Here is a 23,272-nt window from a genome sequence, read left to right as displayed (position 1 = left end):
CATCGCAAGAAGGCTGATTGGGTCGGTCCTACGCCGCCTTGCCGCCCATCTTGATCACGCCGCGCTTGATCTGGTCCTGCTCGATCGATTCGAACAGCGCGCGGAAATTGCCTTCACCAAAGCCTTCGTCACCCTTGCGCTGGATGAACTCGAAGAAGATCGGCCCGATCACGGTTTTGGAAAAGATCTGCAGCAGGATCTTGGTCATGCCGCCGTCCACCACGCCTTCGCCGTCGATGAGAATGCCGTGCTTCTTCATCCGCTCGATCGGCTCGTCATGGCCGTTCACCCTGGCATAGGACATGTCGTAATAGGTTTCCGGCGGGCCAGGCATGAACTTCAGCCCGTTGTCGGCGAGCTTGTCGGTGGCGGCGTAGATCTCGTCGGTGCCGACCGCAATGTGCTGGATGCCTTCGCCATTGTACTTCTTCAGGTACTCGGCGATCTGGCTGGTCTCGTCCTTGGATTCATTCAGCGGAATGCGAATCTTGCCGCAGGGCGAGGTAATCGCCCGGCTGACCAGGCCGGTGATCTTGCCGTCAATGTCGAAGAAATGGATCTGCTTGAAGCCGAACAGCTCGCGGTAGAAATCCCACCACTTGTCCATCTGGCCGCGATAGACATTATGGGTCAGGTGGTCGAGGAAATAAAAGCCAACACCCAGCGGCCGCGGATCGCGCGCGCCCAGCCACTCGAACTCGGCATCATAGGCCGAGCCCTTCTTGCCATAGGCTTCGATGAAATAGAGCAGCGAGCCGCCAATGCCGACGATTGCCGGCACGTCGAGCGCCTTGTCGTCGCCTTCATAGGGCGTGGCGCCTTTCGACACGGCATGGTCGAAGGCATGTTTTGCATCGACCACGCGCCAGGCCATCGAGGCAGCGCAGGGGCCGTGCTTGTCTACAAACTTCATCGCATGCGAGCCCGGCTCGGCATTGACGACATAGTTGATGTCGCCCTGGCGCCAGACGGTGATGTCTTTGGTGCGATCCTTGGCCACCGCCACATAGCCCATGCGGGTGAACAGTTCGGCCAGCTTCTGCGGCTCCGGATGCGCGAATTCGACGAACTCGAAACCGTCGGTGCCGGCAGGGTTGTCCTTGCTGATCGTGGCGGGCGGGGCGTCGTGCGGGAAGGGACCCATGGCATTCCTCCAAAAGCTGGCTTGGCCTGAAAAGGCCATCTGACGCCATCATAGCGCGGAGCCGGTGCATGGTGCTTGCATTCAAACGCTTGAAATGGTGATGTCATGCGTGAAACATGCATGATAAGAGACAAAACCATGGATGAGGCGCGCATTGACCAGTTTGACCGCAAGATAATGGCGCTCCTGCAGGGCGATGCGCGGCTGACCAATAGCGACCTTTCGGAGCGGGTGAACCTGTCGGCATCGCAATGCTCGCGCCGTCGCCAGCGGCTCGAGGAGGACGGCTATATCAAGGGCTATCGCGCCGTGCTCGACCGCGACAAGCTCGGCTTCTCGCTGGTCAACGTCATTTCCGTGACCTTGGCCACCCACAACCGCGACAACGCCCGGCGCTTCGGCGAACTGGTGGCGCGGCTGCCGGAAGTGCAGGAGGCGCACGCGCTGACCGGCGAGATGGATTATATCCTGAAAGTGGTGACGCCCGATCTCAAATCACTGTCGGAATTCGTCAACGGCGTGCTCCTGCCGCACGAATCCGTGCAGCATGTGAAGACGGCGATCGTGCTGGAGACGCTGAAGGAAACCGGCGCGCTGCCGATTTGAGTGTAAGCTATGTCCCACTTTCAGTTTGTCGGTATAATCTTTTTTGCCGTGGGGATGGTACCGCTCACCATCGGCGGCCTGATTCACATGGCGTATAATCCCAGGTCGTGGGACGGGCGCATTTCGGAAATGTCCCGGAGGTCTTGGAAGCCTAAAGCTCCAGTGTGGAACCTGAAGGCTTACGACTGGAGCATGTTCACCCATGCGAAGTCGCGCTGGTGGTGCCTCATCGGAGCTCCAGTCAGCATGGCAGGTTTCTTGCTGCTGGTGTTCAGCACGTTTAAGCTAGGCTTTCTCGCGCTGTTCGTTGGTTTGGCGGTAGTTTTCTTCCGCGTGCTCAGCTTGGTCGGCGACAAGCGCCGATGAGTTTAGCGGTGCGCGAACGTGAAGGCGACGTCCGGGCAGCGAAGGTTGTCAGCCCTTTGACTGCTGGATCAGCCCGTACAGATTGGTGCAGCGGGCGCCGGAGCGGCAATAGGCGAACACCGGGCCTTCGAGTGCATCGAGTGCCTCAGCCTGGTCCTCGACATTTTCGGCGGTGATCTGGCCGCTGATGACCGGGATGTAGCGGAAGGCGAGGCCCGCGGCCTCGACCGCCGATCCGATGCTTTTGGCCGAAGGCTGGCCAGGCTGCTCATCGTCAGGCCGGTTGCAGATGACGCTCTTGAAGCCGGCTTCCTTGATGGCGGCGACATCTTCGGCCTGGATCTGGCCAGAGACCGAATAGTCCTCGCTGATTTCGCGGTATTCCATGGCAGCATCCTCGCAATCTGATTTGCAGGGAGTCTTGCCACTCTCCAGCGGAACCGGCAACACCCGTCAGCTAAAATCCGGCCGGGCTTGTCTTGGGCCGACCGGATTGAATGATACCATCAACTGCCGAGGATCGCGCCTTTGATCTGACGGATGTTGTTGTGCATCATGTCGATATAGGTTGAGCCTGGGCCATCGGGCTGCGACAGCGCATCCGAATAGAGCGTGCCGCCCACCTTGATACCGGTCTCGCTGGCGATCTGTTCGATCAGGCGCGGGTTGGTGATGTTCTCGACGAAGATCGCCGAGGCCTTGTCCTGCTTCACCTGCTCGACCAGCCTGGCGACATCGGCGGCCGACGGTTCGGAATCGGTCGAGATGCCTTGCGGGGCAAGGAAGGTCAGGCCGTATTCGTGCTCGAAATAGCCGAAGGCATCATGCGAGGTGATGACGACGCGCTTGGCCTCGGGGATGGACTGGATCGCCGCCTTGACCTCGCCTTCCAGTGCATCGAGCTTCTTGGTGTAGGCGGCGGCATTGGTCTGGTAGCCGACGCAGCCATCGCTGTCGGCCGCGCAGAAGGCCTCGGCTATGTTCTTCACATAGATTTTCGCATTGGCAATCGACTGGAAGGCATGCGGGTCAGTGACGGTCTTGCCGCCGCCGGTGCCGGCACCTTCGGCCGCGTCCGCGTCGGCGAATTCGGGCTTGAAGTCGATCGGCGTCACGCCATTGGTCAAGGTGATAATCGAGGCCTTGGTGGCGCTGGCATCGACCAGCCGCTGCAAGAAACCTTCAAAGTGCAGGCCGTTGACCAGAACGATGTCGGCCCTGGCCATGGCGACCGCGTCGGCCGGGCTCGGCTCATAGACATGGGCATCGCCATCCGGCCCGACTATGGTGGTCAGATCGATGCGGTCGCCACCGACATTCCTGGCGAAATCGGCAATGACCGTGAAACTGGCGACCACTTTCAGCGGCGCGGCAAAGGCCGAGGACGCGCCAAAAGCGATTAATGTTATAACGCTCATCGCCAGAGCGGCACGGATGGATTTCAGCATGGAGGCTCCTTTCGAGGGGCGGGGGATCAGGCCGTTCTGTGACGGTGATGGATGATGCGGGCGCGCAGAATGCCGCGTGTGCCGAGCAGGATCGAGGCGAAATAGACGACGCCGGCCGACAGGATGATGGCCGGGCCGGACGGCAGCGAGGCGTGATAGGACAACAGCAGCCCGGCGATGCAGGAGGCAAAACCGATCAACACCGCCAGCACGCACATCGGCTCGACGCGTGCGGTCCAGAAGCGGGCGGCTGCCGCCGGCAACATCATCAGTCCGACCGATAGCAGCGTGCCGAGCGCCTGGAAGCCGCCGACGAGGTTGAGCACGACGAGGCCAAGGAAAATGAAGTGCACCGGGCTGCCCATCTTGCTGACCGAACGCAGGAACAGCGGATCGAGGCATTCGGCGACCAGGGCCCGCCAGAAGATGGCGAGGCTGACCAGCGTTATCGCGACAATGCCGCCGATCAGGATCAGTGCCTCGTTGTTGAGCGCCAGCACGGTGCCGAACAGCACATGCATGAGATCGACGCTGGAGCCGCGGATCGACACCATCAGCACGCCGATGGCGAGCGAGATCAGATAGAAGGCCGCCATCGAGGCGTCCTCGCGCTGGATTGTGAAGCGCGAGACAGCCCCAGCTCCAAGCGCTACGATGACGCCGGCAATCAGGCCGCCAATGGTCATCGGCAGGATTTCCAGCCCGTAGAACAGGAAGCCGGCGGCCGCACCGGGCAGGATCGCATGCGCCATGGCATCGCCCGACAGGCTCATGCGCCGCAGCATCAGGAAGACACCGATCGGGCAAGCGCCGAGCGACAGCATCAGCGAGCCGAACAGCGCCCGCTGCATGAAGCCAAAATCGGCAAAGGGTGCGATGAAAAGACCGTAGACCCAGTCCATCAGGCGGCCCCCGGGCCGGCGCCGTGATGATGGTCATGATCGTGCTCGTGAGCATGGTCATGATGGTCGTGCCCATGAGCGTTCTCATCGGGCTCGCACCATGGCGCGTTCTCTTCCCAGGCCTCATGAAAACGGCGGGCCCGTAACAGGTTTTCGGGCTTCAGCGTCTCCCGCGTCTCCCCCCAGGCGATCGGCTGGCGGGCCAAAAGCAGCGTCTCCGGAAAGTTCTGCCGCACCAGATCGAGATCATGGACAACGACCATGATGGTGCGTTCCTCGCCATGCCAGCGCTTGATCAGGGCGATCAGGTCGCCAACCGTCTTGGCATCGACGGCGTTGAATGGTTCGTCGAGCAGGATGAGGTCGGCATCCTGCAACAGCACGCGGGCAAACAGCGTGCGTTGCAGCTGGCCGCCCGACAGCGTGTCGATCGGTCGCTTCTCGAAGCCGCCGAGGCCGACCGCCATCAGCGCCTGGCTGACCGCGGCGCGATCCTCTGATGTGTAGCGGCCAAGCATGCCGCGCTTTGGCCAGAGGCCAAGCGAAACCAGATCGACGACGCGCGCCGGAAAGGAGCGGTCGAGTTCTGATTGCTGCGGAAGATAGGCTGCTCGTACGCCCGGGGCGCGAACAACCTCGCCGGCCATCGGCTTCAGCACGCCGACGATACCCTTCATCAGTGTCGATTTGCCGGAGCCGTTGGCACCGACCACGGCCGTCAGCGAACCCTTGCGGATCGTGCCGTCAAGGTGATGGATCGCCGGGTGGCTGCTGTAGCCCAGCGTCAGGTCACGGAATGTCAGGCAGGTCTGGGTCATGTCGTTCCGTGGGGCAGCGAAATCCGGCCGCGGGCAGGGGTCGATTGGATATGTGATGTTATTACATTAGTCAACAAGCCAATCGGGCGGAATTGCGACCGGCGGCTCAACTTGCCGTGACTTCTCGTCTCTCGCTGGTCCAAGGAGATTTGGCCCCGGCGGCCTTGCCCGAAGCCCACGCCAACTCTAAACAGGCGCGACCTCTCAAACGAAGGAAACTCCCATGAGCATTCGTCGCATCGATGTTGGCCCGCGCATGAGCCAGATCGTCATCCACGGCAACACCGTCTATCTGGCCGGCCAGGTCGGCGAGCCCGGCGGCAACGTCGCCTCGCAGACCCGTGATATCCTGGCGACCATCGACGAAATGCTGGCCAAGGCCGGCACCGACAAGACCAAGATCGTTCAGGCGATCATCTGGCTGGCCGACATGGGCACCTTCGCCGAGATGAATTCGGAATGGGACAAGTGGGTGCCGCAGGGCAACACGCCGGCCCGCGCCACAGGCGAAGCCAAGTTGGCTGGTCCGGAATATCTGGTCGAGATTATTATCACGGCGGCGATTTAAGCGGCGGCGCCGGAACTGCCAATCTCCCCCCTCGTGGGGGAGATCACTCATCCCTGCGACGGCGTGAACCTTGCCACCAGCGTGTGGCTTTCCGCCGGATAGACAAACCGTACTTGGGTGACCGGATGCTCGGCACTCCATGTCCGCCGCTCGACCACCAAACAGGGCGCGCCGGGATCAATGTCGAGCGCGTCGGCAACGGCCTCATCGGCGGCCATGGCACGGATGCGATGTTCGGCCTCGCTCCACGGCACGCGGCCGATCAGCCAGGGGCCGGCGGCGATTTCCCTGAACTCTTCGTCTTCGGCTTCCGGAACCGCCGAGAGATTGATCAGGCGCTGCTCGAGTGCGAATGGCCGTTCGCCGGCAAAATGCAGGCCCTCGACCCATAGCAATGACCCCGCGGCGGACAGGCCGAGCAGCGCTCTGTCGTCCGCGTTGCTGCGCCGCTTCAGGCGCTCCAGCCGCTCGTAGCGATAGGGTAGGCCAAGCGCTTCGACCTCGATCCTGATGTCGTGAAGTTCCAGCACCGCTGCCTGCGACTGCGGCTGGCGCACGAAGCTGCCTGAACGGCGGCGGCGTTCGATCAGCCCCGCCTTGGCGAGCTGCGAAAGCGCCTTGTTCACCGTCATGCGCGAGCAATTATACTCGGTCGTCAGCTCGTGCTCGAACGGGATGCGATGGCCGGGCGCCCAGGCACCGGACAGGATTTTTTCGCTGATGTCGGACAGAATGCGCTGGTGCAGCGAGCCGCCACTGTCGGCATCAACTGTCTCGACCGTGCTCATGCCGACAGCGCCGTCATCACATTGCGAAACCGCTCGGCGATGGCTTCACGCCTGGCATGCCGGCCGCCGCTGACCTGTTTTTGCCCATGCACCCAGACGCAGTCGACCTTGCTGCCATTGGCAAAGATCCAGGCGTCGAGGATCGCGTCGCCGGTCTTGCCGGCCAGCGAGGGGGTCTTGGCGTCGAGCGAGACGAGATCGGCGGCCGCACCGACGGCAATCCGCGCCGCGCCGGCGCCGAGCGCGACACTGCCGCCGTCGAGTGCCGCATCGAACAGCGCGCGCCCGGTCGAGCCGCCGGCCACCGCCAGCACATTGCGGGCGCGGTGCGCGAGGCGCTGTGAATATTCGAGCTGGCGCAATTCGTCGGGCAAGCCGATCAGCACGTTGGAATCGGAGCCGACACCGAAGCGGCCGCCATGCTCCCCGAACAATGGCGCGGCAAATGTGCCGTCGCCGAGATTGGCCTCGGTGATTGGGCAAAGGCCGGCAATAGCGCCGCTCCTGGCCATGCCGATGGTTTCCGCATCGGTCATATGGGTGGCGTGGATCAGGCACCAGCGCTGGTCGACCTCGGCGTTGGCCAGCAAGAGTTCGACCGGACGTGCGCCAGACCAGGCAAGGCAGTCCTCGACCTCCTTCACCTGCTCGGCGACGTGGATGTGGACCGGTCCGTGTGGCGCCAAAGCAGCGACCTGGGTCAGTTCCTCTGGTGTCGCTGCGCGCAAACTGTGCGGGGCGACACCAACGACGGCTTGATTCAACGCACGAACCGATCCGCGGCTTTTCTCAACAAGCCGGGAGAACCGATTCACATCGTTGATGAATCGACGCTGGCCTTCGTTCGGCGCGGCGCCCCCGAAAGAGGAATGCGCGTAAAACACCGGCAGCAGTGTCAGGCCGATGCCGGTTTCGCCGGCGGCCGCCGCGATGCGCTCGGCCATCTCAGCTATGTTGGCGTAGGGTTTCCCGTCACGGTCGTGATGCAGATAGTGGAATTCGCCGACACGGGAAAACCCGGCCTCCAGCATCTCGACATAGAGCTGTGCGGCCACCGCCTCGACCTGGTCGGGCGTCATCGACAGCGCGAAACGATACATCACTTCGCGCCAGCTCCAGAAACTGTCGGCGGAAGGGCCGCGAAGCTCGGCCAATCCCGCCATGCCGCGCTGGAAGGCGTGGCTGTGCAGATTGGGCATGCCGGGCACGAGAATCGCGTGGCGTTCGTCGCCGGCCTGCGGAGCTGCGCCCGCTTCGACGGTGGCGATGCGGCCGCCGTCGAGCGCGATCCTGACATTGCCTTGCCAGCCCTCGGGCAGCAGCGCCTGTTCCGCAAAGATCGCCGTCACGTCCGTCTCCAAATCTGCATGCTTGAGCGACGATACCACTTGCGTCGCGTTTCGATATGTATATACATAATCGTCATCCTTTCAAATGGAAAAGATGATGGTCGGAGCAAACGGGAAGAGCGGCCTTAGCCTGTGGCGCAATGCGCGGCTGGCGACCATGGTCGATGGCGCGGCTGGCCTCGGCGTCGTCGAGAAGGGCGCCGTTGCTGCCCGCGACGGGCTTATCGTCTATGCCGGCGCCGAGGCGGACATGCCGGCTTCGGCAGGGCAGGGCGCCGAGACCGTCGATTGCGAGGGCCGCTGGATCACGCCCGGCCTGATCGACTGCCACACGCATCTTGTCTATGCCGGCAACCGCGCCAACGAATTCGAGATGCGGCTGGCCGGCGCCACCTATGAAGAAGTGTCCCGCGCTGGTGGCGGTATTGTTTTCTCGGTCAAGTCGCTGCGCGCGGCAAACGAGGATGAGCTCGTCGCCCAGACGCTGCCACGCCTCGATGCGCTGATCGCCGAAGGCGTCACTACCGTTGAGGTGAAGTCGGGCTATGGCCTCGATCTCGACAATGAGAAGAAGTCGCTGCGTGCCGCCCGCCGGCTGGCCAATGAGCGTCCCGTCACCGTCCGTACGACTTGCCTTGCCGCACACGCGCTGCCGCCCGAAGCCAAGGGCGACAAGGACGCTTTTATCGATCTGGTTGCCAAGCAGATTGTTCCAGCGGTTGCCGCCGAAGGACTGGCCGATGCGGTGGACGGTTTTTGCGAGGGCATCGCCTTCTCGCCGGAGCAGATGGCGCGCGTTTTCGATGCCGCCAAGGCCTTGGGTCTGCCAGTCAAGCTTCACGCCGACCAGCTGTCCAACCTGCACGGCGCAGCACTTGCCGCCAGCTACGGCGCGCTGTCCGCCGATCATCTCGAATATACGGACGAGGCGGGCGCTGCCGCCATGGCGAAGGCCGGCACGGTGGCGACCATCCTGCCCGGCGCTTATTACTTCATCCGCGAAACGAAGAAGCCGCCTGTCGACTTGTTCCGCCGCCATGGTGTGAAGATGGCGGTGGCGACCGACAGCAATCCTGGCACCTCGCCGCTCACCTCGCTGTTGCTCACCATGAATATGGCCGCGACGCTCTTTGGCTTGACCGTCGATGAATGCCTCGCCGGCGTCACCCGCGAGGCCGCGCGTGCGCTTGGCCTTCTCGATAAGGCCGGCACACTGGAAGCCGGCAAATCCGCCGACCTGGCGATCTGGGACATAGAGCGCCCTGCCGAACTCGTTTACCGCATGGGCTTCAATCCGCTCCATGCCCGCATCTGGAGAGGACAATGACCGAACTGACCTTGAAGCCCGGCAATGCGACGCTGGCAGACTGGCGCGCCATCTACCGTGGCGCCGTGCCGAAACTCGATGATGCCTGCCGTCCGAAGATCAAGGCGAGCGCCGAGGCTGTCGCCAGGATCGTCGCCAAGGGCGAGCCGGTCTACGGCATCAACACCGGTTTCGGCAAGCTGGCCAGCGTGCGCATCCCGGCCGAGGATCTCGAGACCTTGCAGCGCAACATCGTGCTGTCGCATGCCGCCGGCGTCGGCGAGCCGATGCCGGTTGCCGTTGCCCGCCTGATGATGGCGCTGAAACTTGCCAGCCTGGCGCAGGGCGCCTCCGGTGTGCGCTCGCAAACCATCGAACTGCTCGAAGCGATGCTCGCCAACGACGTCATCCCCGTGGTGCCGGCGCAGGGCTCCGTTGGCGCTTCCGGCGACCTTGCCCCGCTGTCACATATGACGGCCGCGATGATCGGTGTTGGTGAATGTTTTACGCCGCATGGCCGCGTCCCGGCCAAGGTCGCGTTCGTTTCGCATGGCCTCGAGCCGGTGACGTTGGGCGCCAAGGAAGGCCTGGCGCTGCTCAATGGCACGCAGTTCTCGACCGCCTATGCGCTGGCCGCTTTGTTCGAGGCGGAAGTGCTCTATCAGTCGGCACTGGTTGCCGGTGCACTGTCGACCGATGCCGCCAAGGGTTCCGACGCGCCGTTCGACCCGCGCATTCATCTGCTGCGCAAGCACCGCGGTCAGATCGAGACGGCGGACGCGCTGCGCAATCTGATGGCCGGAAGCGCCATCCGTGAATCGCATCGCGTCGGTGACGAGCGCGTGCAGGACCCGTACTGCCTGCGCTGCCAGCCGCAGGTGATGGGCGCGGCACTCACCGTACTGCGCCAGGCGGCCGATACGCTCGGCACCGAAGCCAATGGCGTCACCGACAACCCGCTGATCTTCGCTGAGGACGACACCGCACTTTCCGGCGGCAATTTCCACGCCGAGCCGGTGGCTTTCGCCGCCGATATGATCGCGCTTGCGGTCTGCGAGATCGGCTCGCTGTCGGAACGCCGCATCGCCATGCTGGTCGACCCCGCGCTGTCAGGCATGCCGGCCTTCCTGACGCCGAAGCCCGGCCTGAATTCAGGCTTCATGATCCCGCAGGTGACGGCCGCCGCCCTTGTTTCGGAAAACAAGCAGAAGGCCTATCCGGCATCAGTCGATTCCATTCCGACCTCGGCCAACCAGGAAGACCATGTTTCGATGGCCGCGCATGGCGCGCGCCGGCTGATCGGCATGGTCGAGAATGCCACGGCGGTGATCGGCATCGAATTGCTGGCCGCGGCGCAAGGCTGTGATTTCCATCAACCGCTGGCGTCGAGCACAGCCCTTGAGGCGGTGCGCAAACTGGTCCGGGCCGAAGTGCCGCATCTCGACAATGACCGGCACTTTCATCCGGACATGGAGAAGGCGATCGCCATGGTGCGCAGTGGCGCAACCATCAAGGCCGCTGGTGCGGTAACACTGCCTTCGATTTCGGGAGCGGCGTGATGGCTGCGACACCTTGGCTCAGCGTTAGCCGAGGCACCGCACCGCTGCTGGTGTCGATCCCGCACACAGGCATCGATCTCGCCGGCTTCGAAAACCGACTGGTCTCGCCCTGGCTCGGCCGCCGCGATTGCGACTGGTGGATCGATAAACTCTATGACTTCGCCGGCAGCCTCGGCGCCACCGTCGTCCACACCGCGATCTCGCGCACCGTCATCGACGTCAACCGCGATCCTTCGGGGGCCTCGCTCTATCCCGGCCAGGCGACGACCGGCCTGTGCCCGACCGAGACCTTTGATGGCGATCCGCTCTACCGCGAAGGCGAAGAGCCGGGACCGTCGGAGGTCGACGAGCGTCGCGAAAAATTCTTCGTGCCGTACCATGCCGCCTTGCAGGCCGAGATCGGCCGGCTGCGTGGCCTGCATGACAAGATCGTCCTCTACGACTGCCACTCGATCCGTTCGGTGCTGCCGCGCCTGTTCGAAGGCACGCTGCCGGTGTTCAATCTCGGCACCAATGACGGCAAGAGCGCCGATCCGAATCTGCAGGCAATGGTCAGCCAGATCATGGTTGAAACCGGCGAAACCTCTGTCGTCAACGGCCGCTTCAAGGGCGGCTGGATCACACGCCATTTTGGCCAGCCGCAACAGGGTGTCCATGCCTTGCAGATGGAACTCTCCAACCGCGGATATATGCGTGAGCCCGAGGAAAAGGGGGAGCCGGACAATTGGCCGGTACCGTATGACGCCGATTTCGCAGCGCCGATCCGCGCAACGCTGGAGACCATTCTGAAAACCGCGATTGCCTGGGCGCACGGTTGAGCAGCAATTTTTCGGAGGAACGCAATGGCCGGACATGTCAGGACATTCCTTCTCGCCGCTGGGCTGCTTTCAGCTGCGATTGTTTCCGCAGCCGCCGCCGAGGTGGCGATGAAGGGTCCGGAAATTCTCGCCGATCTCAGGGGTGCCCATGTCCAGGGCGATGGCTGGTCACAGGACTTCGATGACGGTGGCGCGACCAGCTATACCAAAGGTGACAGCCACCAGATCGGCCGTTGGGACGTGCGTGGCGACCAATACTGCTCCCTGTGGCCGCCCTCCGATGCCTGGGCCTGCTACGCCATGACCATCGATTCCTCCAATCCTGCCCATGAGCAGGTCACCTGGATCAGCGCCGAAGGCTCTCGCAGCACCGCGCATCTCATTCGAAAGGGACAATGATGAACAATCCTCGCCACAACATTCGCGAAGTCCGCGCGCCGCGCGGTGACAAGCTCAACGCCCGCTACTGGACGACCGAGGCGCCGCTGCGCATGCTGATGAACAATCTCGATCCCGAGGTTGCCGAAAACCCCAATGAGTTGGTGGTTTATGGCGGCATTGGCCGGGCGGCGCGTACCTGGAACGATTTTGACAGCATCGTTGCCTCGCTGAAGACGCTTGGTGAGGACGAGACCCTTTTGGTGCAGTCCGGCAAGCCGGTCGGCGTGTTCCGGACGCACGCCGATGCGCCGCGCGTGCTGATCGCCAATTCCAACCTCGTGCCGCACTGGGCAAACTGGGATAAATTCAACGAGCTCGATAGAAAAGGCTTGATGATGTACGGCCAGATGACGGCCGGCTCGTGGATATACATCGGCACGCAAGGCATCGTGCAGGGCACTTACGAAACCTTCGTCGAGGCCGGCCGCCAGCATTATGGCGGCAACCTCAAGGGCAAGTGGATCCTGACCGGCGGCCTCGGCGGCATGGGCGGCGCCCAGCCGCTGGCCGCCGTCATGGCCGGCGCCTGCTGCCTGGCCATCGAGTGCAACCCGGACTCGATCGATTTCCGCTTGCGCACCCGCTATGTCGACGAAAAGGCAGAGACGCTCGACGAAGCGATGGAAATGATCGAGCGCTGGACCAAGGCCGGCGAGGCGAAGTCCGTCGGCCTGCTCGGCAATGCCGCCGAGATCGTGCCCGAAATGTTCAAGCGCGGTATCCGCCCTGATATGGTCACCGACCAGACCTCGGCTCACGACCCCATCAACGGCTACCTGCCGAAGGGCTGGACCATGGCCGAGTGGCGCGAGAAGCGCGTCTCCGATCCCAAGACGGTCGAGAAGGCGGCCCGCGCCTCGATGCGCGAACATGTGGAGGCGATGGTGGCGTTCTGGAACGCCGGCGTGCCGACGCTCGACTATGGCAACAACATCCGCCAAGTCGCCAAGGATGAAGGTTTCGAGAACGCCTTTGCTTTCCCGGGTTTCGTGCCAGCCTATATCCGTCCGCTGTTCTGCCGGGGCATCGGGCCGTTCCGCTGGGCTGCACTCTCCGGCGATCCCGAAGACATCTACAAGACCGACGCCAAGGTGCGCGAACTCACGCCCGGCAACACCCATCTGCACAATTGGCTCGACATGGCGCGCGAGCGCATAGCCTTCCAGGGGCTGCCGGCGCGCATCTGCTGGGTCGGTCTTGGCGATCGCCACCGGCTCGGGCTCGCATTCAACGAAATGGTGGCCAAGGGCGAACTCAAGGCGCCGGTCGTCATCGGCCGTGATCACCTCGATTCCGGCTCGGTCGCTTCGCCCAATCGCGAGACGGAATCAATGAAGGACGGTTCCGACGCCGTATCGGACTGGCCGTTGCTCAACGCACTGCTCAACACCGCTTCGGGCGCCACCTGGGTGTCGCTGCATCATGGCGGCGGCGTCGGTATGGGTTTTTCGCAGCATGCCGGCATGGTCATTGTCGCCGATGGCACGCCGGACGCCGCAAGGCGCCTCGAGCGCGTGCTGTGGAACGACCCGGCAACCGGCGTCATGCGTCACGCCGATGCCGGCTACGACATCGCCATTGAATGCGCCAAGGAGCACCAGCTCAACCTGCCCGGCATTTTAGGGTGATAGGCTAATCTCATGCGCATCCTTCGTGCCGCCGACTACCGTGTCATGCCTTGGAAGAACGGCGGCGGCACGACGACCGAAATCGCCGTCTCGCCTGATGGCGCCGGTCTCGACGAGTTCGACTGGCGAGTCTCGATGGCGCGTGTCGGGAGCAGCGGGCCGTTCTCCAGCTTTGCCGGGATCGAACGCACCCTGTCGGTGCTGGAAGGCGAGGGGATCGTGCTTGATATCGCCGGCCAGCCGCCGGCGCGGCTGACGCCGGCTTCGGCGCCTTTTGCCTTTCCAGCTGATTTGCCCACCAGTGCCGCCCTAATCGCCGGCCCGATCACCGACCTCAACGTCATGACCCGCCGTGGCCGCATGCTGCATTCGGTCGAGCGCCTGACGATCTCGTGGCCTGTGGACATCGCGACTGGGGCCGGTGCGACCCTCATCCTTTGTCACAAGGGCGAAACCGTTTTCCCGGAGGCCGGGCGCATTCGCCTCGGGCCGTTCGACACGCTGTTGCTCGGGCCGGGTGCTCCTGTGCTGTGGGTTGAACCCGCTCTGACCGCGACGCTGTTCGTGATCCGGATAACCATCTCGGCCTGAAGCCTTCGCGTCAACGGTTACCGCTTGTTTCCAAACATGATCGCAGTGCTGGCGAAATATAGCGTAAGCTCTTGCCGGCATCACGAAAAAGCCCGAATCCTCTCCGCCGATCGAACTCGACGGGAAGAGGGGCGCTCGTCTTGGAATTTTTGCCGAGAGATGACGCCCTGTCGCGGTGCGGAAACAAACTTTCGGCAAGTGGGATTATGCAACCAATTGCATTTGAACCGGTTTTAGGGCCATTGCCGTGGCGGTGACGCCGCTCTGTGCCCGCTTACGGAATTTTCAATGAATATTCAGACGAACCCAGCCCAGATCGAAAAGACCAGCGCGAGCTTCCCGGTCATCACGGAAGAGCCGATAAGGTCGACATTCCTGCCCGAGGAACGCCTGCGGCTGCTCGGCGAAAGCCTGGCAAAAGGCGATCTCACCGACCTGTTTGGGCTGACTCCGTTCGATTTCCAGGCTCGCATCCGCGACAGCGCCAAGAAGATCCTCGAAGTCTACCGTTCGACCAATGCGGCGCAGGCCAAGGGTGAAACGATCACACCCGCCGCGCAATGGCTGCTCGACAACAATTATCTGGTCGAGGAGACCATCTTCCAGGTCAAGCGCGACCTGCCGCGCCGCTTCTATCGCCAGCTGCCGACGCTGAAACTGCCCGGTGGCGGCACTGTGCCGCGCGCACTCGCGTTGGCCTGGACCTATGTGGCTCATTCCGACAGTTCCGTCTCCGCGACCATGTTCAAGTCCATCGTCCAGGGGTTTCAGTCTGTCGAGCCGCTGAAGATCGGTGAACTCTGGGCGCTGCCATCGCTTCTACGCTTCGTTCTGATCGAAAATCTCCGCCGGCTGGCCGTCAGGGTCAACCGCACCCGCCAGATGCGCCAGATCGCCAACGACGTGGCTGACAAGGTGCTGGCGACCGATGACAGCGCCGACCGGCAAGTGATCCTAGCCAATTTCGGCGCCCATGCCCAGGACACCACCTTCGCAACCCAACTGCTCTATCGTTTGCGCGATGGGTCGCAGAATGCCGGCAAGGCCCTGGAATGGCTGGAAGGTGAGCTCGAAAAGACCGGCTCCGATGCCGAGGAGATCATCATCTCCGAGCATCACACGCTGTCGAGCGGCAATGTGACGACCGGCAACATCATCCGCGGCCTGCGCGTCATCAACGATGTCGACTGGACGGTGTGGTTCGAAGGCGTCAGCCGCATCGACACAGTGCTGCGCGAGCGCACCGATTTCGCCGCCCTCGACTTCTTCTCGCGTGACCAATACCGCACCGCGATCGAGGAACTGGCGCGCCGCTCGAACCTGTCGGAATACCGTGTCGCCGAAAAGGCCAGTGAATTGGCCGGTCATGTTACCGGTGAGGCAGGGGCGGGCAGCAGTGAAGAGGGGGATGCGTCAACCGCGTCCGCTCACACCGATGTCGGTTTCTATCTCGTCGGCCCGCGCCGGCTGGAACTGGAAAAGGCGATCGGTTATCGGCCCACCATCAGCCAGACTGTCAAGCGGACCTTCGCCAAGACCGGATGGCTTGGCATCGTCCTGCCGGTGTTCGCGTTGACGGCCCTGCTTCTTGTCCTCACCGGCAATGCCTTGGCCAATCTCGGCCTGTCGGTAACCTCGATCGTCCTGATGCTGGCGCTGTTTGCGGTGCCCGCGAGCGAGGGCGCGCTCGCCTTCTTCAACACCGTGGTCTCGCTGTTCCTCAAGCCGACACGCCTGATCGGCTATGACTACCGGCACGGCGTGCCGCCGGAGGCGCGCACGCTGGTGGTTGTGCCGTCGCTGATCGGTTCGCGTGACGATGTCGAGGAAAACATCCGCAACATCGAAGTGCATTACCTTGCCAATCTGGTGGACGAGATCCATTTCGCCCTGCTTTCGGATTGGCCAGACAGCAAGATCGAGATCGATGCGGCCGACACCGAAATCCTTGAATATGCCCGCGCCGAGATCGCTCGTCTCAATGCCCGCTATCCCTCTGAAGGCGCGCCGCGCTTCTACATCCTGCACCGCCGCCGGCTCTTCAACGCAGCGCAAGGGTCCTGGATGGGCTGGGAGCGCAAGCGCGGCAAGCTGCATGAGCTCGACCTTTTGCTGCGTGGTGACAGCGACACCACCTTCCTGCCGCTCGACGTGCCGCTGCCGGAAAAAGTCGTCCATGTGATGACGCTCGACGCCGATACGCGCACCACCCGCGATGCCGTGGCGAGCCTCGTCGGCAAGCTATGCCATCCGCTCAACCGTCCGCATTTCGACGCCACCAAACGCGTCGTCACCGCCGGCTACACAATCCTGCAGCCGCGCATCACCGCGTCGCTGACATCAGGCGACGAAGCCTCGTTCTTCCAGCGCGTGTTCTCGGCCAATCGCGGCCTCGACCCCTATGTCTTCGCCGTGTCGGACCTCTATCAGGACGTCTTCAGCGACGGCTCCTTCACCGGCAAGGGTCTCTACCATGTCGATGCTTTCGAGGCCGCCCTGCAGGGTCGGATCGAGGAAAACACCATCCTCAGCCACGATCTGCTCGAAGGCGCGCTGGCGCGCGCAGCACTGGTCACCGACGTCGAACTGGTCGAGGACTATCCGACCCGCTATTCGGTCGACGCCTCGCGCCACCATCGCTGGGCGCGCGGCGACTGGCAGCTACTGGGCTACATCCTCGATCCTCGCTCCGGCGTTCCGGCCCTGTCGCGCTGGAAGATGGTCGACAATCTGCGCCGTTCGCTGACGCCGATCTTCTGGGTGATGGCGGCGATCGCCGGCTGGACCTTACTGCCGTTCACGCAGGCCGCCCAATGGCAGGCCCTGCTGATCCTCAGCCTGTTCATGGCGCCGACCTTCGACGTGGTCAACGCCATTCTGCCCAAGAGCGGCGACCAGACGCCGCGTGGCCATTTCTCCGCGCTGGCGCGCGATGTCGCCTTCGGCACCGCCATGGTGGCGCTGAAGATCGTGCTGATGGCGCATAATGCCTGGATGATGGGCGATGCCATTGTGCGTACGCTCTACCGGCTGTTCGTCAGCCGCCAGAACCTCCTGGAATGGCGCACCGCCTCGCAGGCGCACAAGGCCGGCGACAACGATGTCGGCTCCTATTACGGCATGATGTACGGCGCCGTTATCATCGGTTTCGTCGGTCTCGCCATTCCGGTGCTGGCCGATTCCACCGGCGCTTTTGTCGCCTTCTTCTTCGCGCTGTTCTGGATCGGATCGCCGGCGATCGCCAGCTGGATCAGCCGCTCGGCCGAAACCGAGGACCGGCTGCGCATATCGCAGGCCGATATCCATGCGCTGCGCACGGTGGCGCGGCGCACCTGGCATTATTTCGAGAGCTTCGTCACGGCGGAGCATCACAATCTGCCGCCTGACAATTTCCAGGAAAGCCCGGCACCGGTCGTGGCGCCGCGCACCTCGCCTACCAATGTCGGTGTCTACCTGCTGTCGGTTGTCTCGGCGCGCGATTTCGGCTGGATCAGCCTGTCGGATGCCATCACCCGCATCGACGCCACCATGACAACCATCGAGAGCATGCCGCGCCACCGCGGCCATCTCTTCAACTGGTACGACACCACGACGCTGAAGCCGCTCTATCCACTCTATATTTCGGCCGTCGACAGCGGCAATCTCGCCGGTCACCTGGTGGCGGTGGCGGCTGCCTGTGCCGAGTGGGCGGAAGCGCCTTCTGTTCACCTCCAGGGCGACTTCGAAGGCATTCTAGACACGGTGACCATCCTCAGCGAAAGCCTGGATGACTTACCTGATGATCGTCGCCAGTTGCGGCCCTTACGCCAGCGTCTCGTTGATCGCCTGGATGGCATGCGGCGCGCCGTCGAGACGATCAAGGCGCAGCCGGAGATGGCCTCGATCCGCACCATCAACCTCGCCGTGCTGGCGGGCGAGATCCGCAAGCTGGCCACGGCCATTCACACCGAGGCCGCCTCCGCTCCGAGCGATGTCATCGTCGACTGGGCGGCGAGGCTGGAAGCGACTTGCGAGGCGCATGTCCACGACGCCCACAGCGACGACAACGCCGTCGAGGCGTTGCGCGCCAAGCTTCTGACCTTGCGCGAGCGCACGCGCCGCTTCGCCTTCGAGATGGAGTTCTCCTTCCTGCTGCGGCCGGAACGCAAGCTGCTGTCGATCGGCTACCGGGTCGAAGAACACCAGCTCGATGAAAGCTGCTACGACCTTCTCGCCTCCGAGGCGCGGCTGACCAGCCTGTTCGCCATCGCCAAGGGCGACCTGCCGACCGAGCACTGGTTCCGGCTCGGCCGCCCGATCGTCGAGATCGGTTTCCAGGGCGCGCTGATGTCCTGGTCGGGCTCGATGTTCGAGTATCTGATGCCGCCGCTGGTGATGAAGGAGCCGCAAGGTTCGATCCTCAACCAGACCAGCAAGCTGATCATCAAGCGCCAGATCCAGTATGGCCGCCAGAAAAACGTGCCGTGGGGCATTTCGGAAGCGGCCTACAACGCGCGAGACCGGGAACTGACCTATCAGTACACCAATTTCGGCGTGCCTGGGCTTGGGCTGAAGCGCGGTCTTGGCCAGAATACGGTCATCGCGCCCTATGCCACCATCCTGGCGGCGCAGTTCAACCCGCGCGAAGCAGTGCAGAATCTGGCCCGGCTGCGCGAGGTCGGCGCGCTTGGCCCTCACGGCTACTACGATGCGGTCGATTTCACGCCGCAGCGCGTGCCTGAAGGCACCAACCACGCTGTCGTGCTGAATTACTATGCGCACCATTCGGGCATGTCGATCGCCGCGGTCGCCGACGCGATCTTCGAGGGTCGCCTGCGTGACCGTTTCCACAGCGATCCGGTCATTGAATCGGCTGAGCTGCTGCTGCAGGAAAGGGCGCCGCGCGACATTCCGACCGCGACCGTCAGGACCGAAGCAGACGAACGGGCCAAAGACGAAACCGAAACCGAGAGCCCCGACACCCGCATCGTGCTCGATCCCCTGCGGGCACTGCGTTCGACCAATGTGATGTCGAACGGCCGTTATTCGGTGATGGTGACCGCGACCGGATCCGGCTACAGCCGCTGGGGCGATCTGTCGGTCACCCGCTGGCAGCCGGATCCCACCGAGGACCGTCTGGGCTCCTACATATTCCTGCGTGACGTCAGCACGGGAGACTGGTGGTCGGCAACGGCGGAGCCGAAGCGCGCGGCCGAGGAAAAGGTGCAGACCCTCTTCTCCGATGACAAGGCGAGCTTCGTCAAATCGGTCGGCACATTGCGCTCCGAGGTCGAATGCATCGTCGTTTCCGAAGGCAATGGCGAAGGCCGTCGCATCACGCTCTACAACGAAAGCACATCCGATCGTCACATCGAGGTGACGTCCTTTGCCGAGCTGGTGCTGGGTACGGAGGCTTCCGACAACGCGCATCCGGCCTTCTCGAAGATGTTCGTGGAGACCGAAATCGCCGCCAACAACGGCGCGATCTTCGCCACGCGCCGCAAGCGGGATACCAGCGAGCCCGATATCACCCTGGCGCATTTCGTCACCGATCCGTCGGGACCTGCGCGCGACGCCGAGGCCGAGACCGACAAGCGCGCGTTCATCGGTCGTGGCCGCTCCATCGCCGATGCCGCCGCCTTTGATCCGGGCGCCAGGTTTGGCGGCCATTCCGGCTTCACGCTCGATCCCATCGCCTCGCTACGCCGCCAGGTGCGCGTGCCCGCCAACAAGAAGATATCGCTGACCTTCTGGACCGTGGTCGGGGCCAACCGCGCCGAGCTCGAAGATGCCATCAGCCGGCTCGACCATCAGGAGAGCTTTGCCCGCCAGGCCATGCTTGCCTGGACGCGCAGCCAGGTGCAGACCCGCCATATGGGTCTCAGCCTGACCGATGCCGCCAATGTGCAGAAACTGGCGCGCTATCTGATCTACCCCGACGCCTTCCTGCGCCTGCCGGCCGAATCCATTGCCTCGGGCCTGGGCAAGCAATCGAGCCTGTGGCCAACCAGCATTTCGGGTGATTTCCCGATCTTCCTGGTCAGGATCGGCGACGTCGCCGATCTGGAAATCGTCGCCCAGGCATTGCGCTTCCAGGAATATATGCGCACCCGCGGCATGATGATCGACTTCGTCGTTGTCAACGAGCAGGCCTCGTCCTACGTTCAGGACCTGCAGCGGGCGGTCGAGACGCTGTGCGAAAACAGCCGTCTGCGCGGCAAGGAACTCGGCCCTCGCCAGCACATTTTCGCGGTGCGCCGCGACCTGATGGAAGAGACCACCTACAAGACGCTGCTCGCGGTCGCGCGGGTGGTGCTGCATACGCGCAACGGCACCATCTTCGATCAGATCGAGCGGGCCGAGGCAGCCGCCTTGCAGGCGCGCGACGCGCTTGTGCCCGCCGGATTGCCGACGCTGCGTGAAATTTCGGCGCCGGCACCAATGACGCATGCATTTGCTTCGCAGGCCGTGGCGAATGTCAGCGCCGATGGCTCTGGTCTCAGCCAATGGAACGGCTTTGGCGGTTTCGACGGCGACGGACGGCACTATGTGGTGCGGCTGGCCGGCCGGCGCACCACGCCGCAGCCCTGGATCAATGTCGTCTCCAACGCCTCGTTCGGCTTCCACACCTCGGCCGAAGGGGCTGCCTTTACCTGGAGCCGCAACAGCCGCGACTACCAGCTGACGCCATGGTCGAATGATCCGGTCTCGAACCGGCCGGGCGAGGGGCTCTACATCTATGATCAGGCCAGCGGCAAGGCGTTCTCGCCCATAGCTGCCGTGGTGCGCGACCCTTCGATGACCTACGAAGCCTGGCATGGCCAAGGCTTCTCGACCTTCCGCGCCAAGCGTGGGCCGTTGTCGATGGACCTCACCCATGTCGTCGACCCGATCGATCCGGTGAAGATTTCGCGGCTGCGCATCCAGAATTCCGGCTCGGTGCCGGCGCGGCTGCGCGTCTATGCCTATGCCGAGTGGGTGCTCGGCGGGCATCGGTCGCGCACGGCGGCCACCATCGTCCCGTCCCGGGATACCGCCACCGGCGCATTGCTCGCGCAAAACCCCTACGGGCTCGATTTCAGTGAGCGCGTGGCCTTCCTCGCCGCCGATGCCAACGTCCATTCGGTGACTTCGGACCGCTCCGAGTTCCTCGGCCGGCATGGCTCCAGCGAGCTGCCGCAGGCGGTGCTGAGTGGGGCGGCCCTCTCGGGTCGCATCGAAGCCGGCGATGACCCTTGCGCGGCGATCGCCCGCGACGTCGAAATCCCGGCCGGCGGCGACGTCACCTTGCTCTGGCTGCTCGGCGACGCCGATTCCGCCGCGCAGGCGAGCGCGCTGGTGAAGGCCCACAGGGGCAAGGATTTCGACCAGCGCCTGGCCGACAATGAGCGCGAGTGGCGCGGTTTCCTCGACACCATCCAGGTCGAGACGCCCGACAAGGGGCTCGACGCCATGGTCAATCACTGGCTGCCCTATCAGAGCCTTGCCTGCCGCATCCGCGCCCGCTCGGCCTTCTATCAGGCCAGTGGTGCGTACGGCTTCCGCGACCAGCTGCAGGACACGCTTGCCTTGCTGGCGCATGACGCAACACTGGCGCGTGACCAGATCCTCAACGCCGCGCGGCGGCAGTTCCCGGAGGGCGACGTGCAGCATTGGTGGCTGCCGCGCACGGGAGCCGGCGTGCGCACCACGATTTCCGACGACGTGGTCTGGCTGGCCCACGCCACGGCGCGCTATCTCAGTGTGACCGGCGACGCCGCTATCTTGAAAGAGCAACTGCCCTTCATCGACGGGCAGGCTCTGGGCGAGGGCGAGCACGATGCCTTCTTCACCCCGGAAATCTCGAAGAAGACCGTGTCGCTCTACGAACATTGCGCGCGCGCGCTCGACCTTGCCATCAAGCGCAGCAGTCCCGCGGGCCTGCCGCTGATCCTTGGCGGCGACTGGAACGACGGCATGAACCGTGTCGGCGAGCACGGCAAGGGCGAGAGCGTGTGGCTGGGCTGGTTCCTGCTGAAGACGCTGGGCGACTTCGCCGCTATCGCCAAGAGCGAAGGCGACGCCAAGCGTGCGCAGGCCTGGGCAAAGCATGCCGAGGCGCTGAAGCGGGCGCTTGAAAGCACGGCATGGGACGGCGAATGGTACCGGCGCGGCAGTTTCGACGACGGCACGCCTCTGGGGTCACGCACATCCGAAGAGTGCAAGATCGACTCCATCGCCCAGTCCTGGAGCGTGCTTTCGGGCGAGGGCGACCCGGCGCGGTCGACTACGGCCATGCAGCATGCGACCAGCCTGCTCGTCGACGACAAGCTCAAGATCGTCAAGCTGTTCACGCCACCGTTCTCAAAAACCGACAAGGACCCCGGCTACATCAAGAGCTATCCGCCGGGCGTGCGCGAGAATGGCGGCCAGTACACCCACGCGTCGACATGGTTCGTCATAGCGCTGGCCGAAATGGGGCTGACCGACGAAGCCTATCGCTGTTTCTCGATGCTGAACCCGGTCAACCACGCATCCGACGAGGCCTCGGCCGAGCACTATCGCGTCGAACCATATGTGGTCGCGGCCGATATCTATGCCGGAGACGACAATTCCGGCAACAACAAGGGGGGACGCGGCGGCTGGACCTGGTACACCGGCTCGGCGGGCTGGCTCTACCGGGCGGCGGTCGAGGGTATCCTAGGCATCGAACGGCGCGGGAAGAAGATCACGTTCCGGCCGAGACTGCCGAGCCACTGGGATGGCTACGAAGCCTCGCTCAAGATGCTTGGCGCCGAGATCAAGGTTCATGTCATTCGCGACAAAAAGACCAAGACGATCTCGCTTGAAGTCGATGGTGCGAAAACAAAGTCGGCGTCCTTCGAGCCAAAAGCGGGTACCCGGACCGAGATCGTGGTCAGGATACCGGCGTAAAATCAATATATTAGGTTGTAGGTCGCGCGTCCTTCTGGGCGCGCGACA

The 23,272-nt window shown here is 63.4% G+C and carries 17 protein-coding genes; 10 read left to right on the top strand and 7 right to left on the bottom strand.

Annotated features, from left to right (window positions below):
- Nucleotides 1–28: 28 nt before the first annotated feature.
- Entirely contained in the window at nt 29–1,144 is a 1,116-nt protein-coding gene (gene hppD / locus ACZYHG_RS26840; protein WP_464611126.1) for a 4-hydroxyphenylpyruvate dioxygenase, read from the bottom strand.
- Nucleotides 1,145–1,282: 138 nt separating this feature from the next.
- Between hppD and ACZYHG_RS26835 the strand changes: the two genes are divergently transcribed.
- Complete coding sequence (locus tag ACZYHG_RS26835; RefSeq protein WP_464614799.1) at nt 1,283–1,750, top strand: Lrp/AsnC family transcriptional regulator; 468 nt, start codon at nt 1,283–1,285, stop codon at nt 1,748–1,750.
- Nucleotides 1,751–1,759: 9 nt separating this feature from the next.
- Nucleotides 1,760–2,116, top strand: a complete 357-nt coding sequence (locus ACZYHG_RS26830; RefSeq protein ID WP_464611125.1) for a hypothetical protein — start codon at nt 1,760–1,762, stop codon at nt 2,114–2,116.
- Nucleotides 2,117–2,164: 48 nt separating this feature from the next.
- Here the strand turns inward: ACZYHG_RS26830 and ACZYHG_RS26825 are convergent, their stop codons facing one another.
- The 4 genes from ACZYHG_RS26825 to aztA form a co-directional block, all read right to left on the bottom strand.
- Nucleotides 2,165–2,503, bottom strand: coding sequence for a protein tyrosine phosphatase family protein (locus ACZYHG_RS26825; RefSeq protein WP_027057435.1), 339 nt, complete (start codon nt 2,501–2,503; stop codon nt 2,165–2,167).
- Between the two features lie 119 nt (nt 2,504–2,622).
- Complete coding sequence (aztC, locus tag ACZYHG_RS26820; RefSeq protein ID WP_464611124.1) at nt 2,623–3,564, bottom strand: zinc ABC transporter substrate-binding protein AztC; 942 nt, start codon at nt 3,562–3,564, stop codon at nt 2,623–2,625.
- A 26-nt stretch (nt 3,565–3,590) separates the two neighbouring features.
- Nucleotides 3,591–4,466 (bottom strand): zinc ABC transporter permease AztB, encoded by an 876-nt coding sequence (aztB, locus tag ACZYHG_RS26815; RefSeq protein ID WP_027034704.1) that lies wholly within the window; start codon nt 4,464–4,466, stop codon nt 3,591–3,593.
- Nucleotides 4,466–5,284 carry a zinc ABC transporter ATP-binding protein AztA gene (aztA, locus tag ACZYHG_RS26810; RefSeq protein WP_464611123.1) on the bottom strand — a complete coding sequence of 273 codons (819 nt, stop codon included), beginning with the start codon at nt 5,282–5,284 and terminating at the stop codon, nt 4,466–4,468. Before aztA ends, aztB begins: the two co-directional genes overlap by 1 nt.
- Before the next feature lie 223 nt (nt 5,285–5,507).
- On the opposite strand from aztA, the gene ACZYHG_RS26805 reads away from it, so the two are divergent.
- Entirely contained in the window at nt 5,508–5,852 is a 345-nt protein-coding gene (locus ACZYHG_RS26805; RefSeq protein ID WP_464611122.1) for a RidA family protein, read from the top strand.
- 47 nt (nt 5,853–5,899) lie between these two features.
- Here the strand turns inward: ACZYHG_RS26805 and hutC are convergent, their stop codons facing one another.
- Complete coding sequence (gene hutC, locus ACZYHG_RS26800) at nt 5,900–6,640, bottom strand: histidine utilization repressor (protein ID WP_464611121.1); 741 nt, start codon at nt 6,638–6,640, stop codon at nt 5,900–5,902.
- Nucleotides 6,637–7,989, bottom strand: a complete 1,353-nt coding sequence (locus tag ACZYHG_RS26795) for a formimidoylglutamate deiminase (RefSeq protein WP_464611120.1) — start codon at nt 7,987–7,989, stop codon at nt 6,637–6,639. Before ACZYHG_RS26795 ends, hutC begins: the two co-directional genes overlap by 4 nt.
- 97 nt (nt 7,990–8,086) lie before the next feature.
- Here ACZYHG_RS26795 and hutI point away from each other — a divergent pair, with 97 nt between their 5' ends.
- The 7 genes from hutI (at nt 8,087) to ACZYHG_RS26760 (ending at nt 23,224) form a co-directional block, all read left to right on the top strand.
- Nucleotides 8,087–9,316 (top strand): imidazolonepropionase, encoded by a 1,230-nt coding sequence (gene hutI, locus ACZYHG_RS26790; protein WP_464614798.1) that lies wholly within the window; start codon nt 8,087–8,089, stop codon nt 9,314–9,316.
- Complete coding sequence (hutH, locus tag ACZYHG_RS26785) at nt 9,313–10,854, top strand: histidine ammonia-lyase (RefSeq protein ID WP_464611119.1); 1,542 nt, start codon at nt 9,313–9,315, stop codon at nt 10,852–10,854. Before hutI ends, hutH begins: the two co-directional genes overlap by 4 nt.
- Nucleotides 10,854–11,672, top strand: a complete 819-nt coding sequence (gene hutG, locus ACZYHG_RS26780; protein ID WP_464611118.1) for an N-formylglutamate deformylase — start codon at nt 10,854–10,856, stop codon at nt 11,670–11,672. The genes hutH and hutG overlap by 1 nt, the downstream gene beginning before the upstream one ends.
- Before the next feature lie 24 nt (nt 11,673–11,696).
- Nucleotides 11,697–12,071: a hypothetical protein gene (locus tag ACZYHG_RS26775; RefSeq protein ID WP_464611117.1), complete on the top strand. Its 375-nt coding sequence runs from the start codon at nt 11,697–11,699 to the stop codon at nt 12,069–12,071.
- Nucleotides 12,071–13,741 (top strand): urocanate hydratase, encoded by a 1,671-nt coding sequence (gene hutU / locus ACZYHG_RS26770; protein WP_464614797.1) that lies wholly within the window; start codon nt 12,071–12,073, stop codon nt 13,739–13,741. The genes ACZYHG_RS26775 and hutU overlap by 1 nt, the downstream gene beginning before the upstream one ends.
- Nucleotides 13,742–13,753: 12 nt before the next feature.
- Nucleotides 13,754–14,332 (top strand): HutD/Ves family protein, encoded by a 579-nt coding sequence (locus tag ACZYHG_RS26765; RefSeq protein WP_464611116.1) that lies wholly within the window; start codon nt 13,754–13,756, stop codon nt 14,330–14,332.
- A gap of 288 nt (nt 14,333–14,620) precedes the next feature.
- Nucleotides 14,621–23,224 (top strand): glycoside hydrolase family 94 protein, encoded by an 8,604-nt coding sequence (locus ACZYHG_RS26760; protein ID WP_464611115.1) that lies wholly within the window; start codon nt 14,621–14,623, stop codon nt 23,222–23,224.
- Nucleotides 23,225–23,272 lie beyond the last annotated feature (48 nt).

This window comes from Mesorhizobium subarcticum, from assembly GCF_055456085.1.
The sequence above is the reverse complement of the archived record's forward strand: the minus strand, read 5'-3'. Positions and strand labels throughout refer to the sequence as shown.